The 2,848-nt window shown below is 36.6% G+C and carries 2 protein-coding genes, 2 pseudogenes and 1 riboswitch; of the genes and pseudogenes, 3 read left to right on the top strand and 1 reads right to left on the bottom strand.

Annotated features, from left to right (window positions below):
• The first annotated feature begins 134 nt into the window (after positions 1–134).
• A riboswitch (ZMP/ZTP riboswitch) is annotated at positions 135–213 on the top strand.
• Between the two features lie 72 nt (positions 214–285).
• Positions 286–984, top strand: coding sequence for an IMP cyclohydrolase (locus tag GC102_RS02120; RefSeq protein ID WP_281367618.1), 699 nt, complete (start codon positions 286–288; stop codon positions 982–984).
• A 40-nt stretch (positions 985–1,024) separates the two neighbouring features.
• On the opposite strand, the pseudogene GC102_RS02125 reads toward GC102_RS02120, so the two are convergent.
• A pseudogene (locus GC102_RS02125) lies at positions 1,025–1,303 on the bottom strand (DNA alkylation repair protein); the annotation flags it as partial.
• A gap of 423 nt (positions 1,304–1,726) precedes the next feature.
• Between GC102_RS02125 and GC102_RS02130 the strand changes: the two are divergent.
• Together GC102_RS02130 and GC102_RS39015 are read left to right on the top strand one after the other, a co-directional pair.
• On the top strand, positions 1,727–2,467 hold the full coding sequence (locus GC102_RS02130; RefSeq protein ID WP_171688029.1) for a LytR/AlgR family response regulator transcription factor: 741 nt from the start codon (positions 1,727–1,729) through the stop codon (positions 2,465–2,467).
• A 1-nt stretch (position 2,468) separates the two neighbouring features.
• A pseudogene (locus tag GC102_RS39015) lies at positions 2,469–2,848 on the top strand (ATP-binding protein); the annotation flags it as partial.

The following is a 2,848-nucleotide window of genomic DNA, read 5'->3' on the forward strand; positions in this document are numbered from 1 at the left end:
AACTTATAGTTCAAAATTGGAAGGGCTGCCGCTTAGGCAGCCCTTCGTTGAGCTAACGGGCAGTATAACGTGGTGAGAGGTGCTAAAAGAATATTGTGGGACATTACAAAAAATGGTAATATGGTAATAATTTAATGATCACTTGTAACTGGCGCACGCGGTGAACCGTGAGGGAGCATGTGGTCTAACTAGCCGTACGCCTGGGCAGAGGTAAGGGGTGTTCCCCTTACCTCTTTATGTTTACTTTTGAAGGAGGACAGGCTTATTAATACATTTCAAAGGAATTTGTTTGAAAATCCTTATCCGGGTAGAACTCTTATCTTGGGAATGACTCCTTCCGGATCGCATTATGTCCAAGTATATTGGATTATGGGGAGAAGTACGAACAGTCGCAATCGTATTTTTGAGTTGGATGGCACAAATGTGAGGAACCAAGCATTCGATCCAGCTAAAGTGGAAGATCCCTCACTCATCATTTATTATCCAATTCGTCACTGGGAAGACGTGCATATCGTAACGAATGGAGATCAAACTGAAACCATTTATGAAGGACTACAGAATAATAGGACATTTGAACAATCTTTGATGTTGCGAGAGTTTGAGCCGGATGTACCACACTATACGCCGAGAATCTCAGGGGTAGTTAACACGAACACAAAACAATACAGTCTCTCTATTTTAAAAACTCATGATAATGATCCTTCAGTTTGCTTGCGAAATAGTTATCACTTCAGTAAGTTTAAAAATGGCACAGGACATTGCATTCATACGTACGAATCGGAACAAAATGGCACTTTAAAGCCATTTGAAGGTGAGCCATTTGAGGTACCGCTATTTGATTCAATACACGAAATAGCCGACTTTTACTGGAAGCGAGTTAATTCAGAGAATAAAATAGCATTATTAGTAAAGTTTATCGATATTCAGAATTGTAACATTCAAATTGAAATAAGAAATAAACATTTAACTAACGCAGAACGATAGCTCAATAATAAAACAGGCTGCCGGTAATCGGCAGCCTGTTCAAGTAACGGGAAACCGCATCCAGCCAACGCTCAAAATCCGCTTCAGTCATTGCATTTGGGTCTGCAATTATGCCGGCAAAGTACAATGCATCGTAGTTCCCTGTGGTGTAAAGCTGCTCAGCCAAAGGTTGATTTATTTTAATTTTCTTGGCGATGGGCTTCATATCGCATGCAGCCACGCCAAAAAGCGGTTCGTGCGCGCCATTGGATCCGTACATTTTCTTGGTTCGTTTCTTGCCGAGAGCTTCAAGCTCCTGCATAACCATTTTTACATACATTGTTTAATACTTCCTTCTAATTGGAGGTTTACCCTTAGTGTTTATGTTATCTATTAAGACTATATCAGATTTTGTAAGTATTTTTAATTGCACTTCCATCTAAGCAGGAAGCAGATTCAGTCGGAGATATACGCAACACCCAACCGGATTGTGACCAGATCATTGACGGGCAGGATAACGTGATGAGCCATTTGAATTATTTGTCAGTAGAATTTTGTTCTAGTAAAAATTTATAACATAACTCCATATGGATGTTATAAAAAAGACATTCAAAACACCTCCGGAAAAGAAGCTCGTTCATTTGGTGTTGAGGGATTTTAATTTGCATTTCATCCAAAAGCTATCTATACAAGGTCAAAAGGTTGTATCATGCTTATATAGCGTTTTAGAATAAAGGTACTGGAAATGAGAGGTGTATCATTTTTGTATAGAGTGGCTATTTGCGATGATGAGGAAAAACAAAGAGAGCTTGTTAAAAGCATCCTAATTACTTTGTCGATAAAGACAAATATAGATTTTGAAATTGAATTATTCGGCTCGGGAGAGCAATTGGTATCCGATTATGAGCGCCATGAAACTCCATTCCATATTTTAATTTTGGATATTGAAATGGGGGGGATGAACGGGATTCAAACAGCCCGAAAAATAAGAGGGTTAAATAACCTGGATGAACAAATTATTTTTCTGACAAGCTATCCTGAATATATGGTTGAAAGTTTTGATGTCATGACATTCCAGTATTTGATAAAACCCATTGCTCCTTCGATCTTGGAGGAGAAAATGATCAAGATATGCCAATACTTTCAAGCACTTGATAAAAAGTTTATGGTTATCAAGTCAACCTATGAAGAAATCGTTTTAAAATATGATGACCTCATTAGTATTGAAGCTGCCAAAAGCTTAACTATAAAAAGCAAACTACATTTTACGACCACTAATCAAACCTATGAAAGCAAAGGCATCATTTCAGATTATGCTTTGGCCTTAAAAGGCTGTAACTTCTTGCAAATCCATCGTTCTATTATTATTAATCTGCTTCATGTGAAGAAATTTGCTAGCGGAGTTGTTTTAATGTCCAATGGGTTGGAATTACCCATAGGTCGTTCTAAAATTAAAGAGGTTAAAGATACTTACACCAAATTTATGATTATGAAGGTCGATTGATATGATTCAAAATAATTTTCCTATTGTCTTTAGTATTATACTTGTGATGGGCGTTCAAATTAATTTTTTCTTTAACTCGGTGTTTGATAAATCAGCTAAAAAACATAACCGGTTCATTTATTTCATTATGTTTGGGTTGCTTGATTACCTGTATCTGGTTATTCCCATCTCTCCTATTTTATCTTTGATTCTAGCCTTGCTCATGATATTTAGTTTTGCACAATCTTATCAAGTAGAAATTAAAGACAAGATCATTTTTTCTATGTTTTACGGTGTTTTAATATCTCTCGTTAATTTTATATCCCTTTATATTTTTTATACCCTATATTCAGTTGAGTTTAGCTTTGAACCTGTAAAAGAACATGATCAAATAGCCTACAC

Source organism: Paenibacillus germinis (assembly GCF_013141785.1).
GTDB classification, from domain to species: Bacteria; Bacillota; Bacilli; order Paenibacillales; family NBRC-103111; genus Paenibacillus_E; species Paenibacillus_E phytorum.